Source organism: Burkholderia cepacia, assembly GCF_001039005.1.
GTDB lineage: Bacteria > Pseudomonadota > Gammaproteobacteria > Burkholderiales > Burkholderiaceae > Burkholderia > Burkholderia theae.
On sequence record NZ_LDWR01000091.1, the window covers coordinates 1 to 231 of the forward strand.

At 66.7% G+C, this 231-nt stretch carries 1 pseudogene; it reads left to right on the forward strand.

The window, feature by feature from the left end:
• Positions 1 to 231, forward strand: a pseudogene (locus VL15_RS41280) (IS3 family transposase); the annotation flags it as partial.

A 231-nucleotide genomic window follows, 5' to 3' on the forward strand; every position in this document is an offset into this window, starting at 1 on the left:
ATCGAAATTCTTCGAAAGGCGACGGCGTACTTCGCGAAGGGGGCGCGGTGAGGTACGCCTGGATCGACGCACATCGCGACCAGTACAGCGTGAGCCGGCTTTGCCGGGTTCTGGGTGTGTCGCGCAGCGGCTATTGCCCGTGGCGCGGCCGGGAGCCAAGTCGGCGAGCCCAGGCCAATGCCGCGCTGGACGCCGAGGTTGCCGCCATTCATCGCGCTGATCACGGCACCA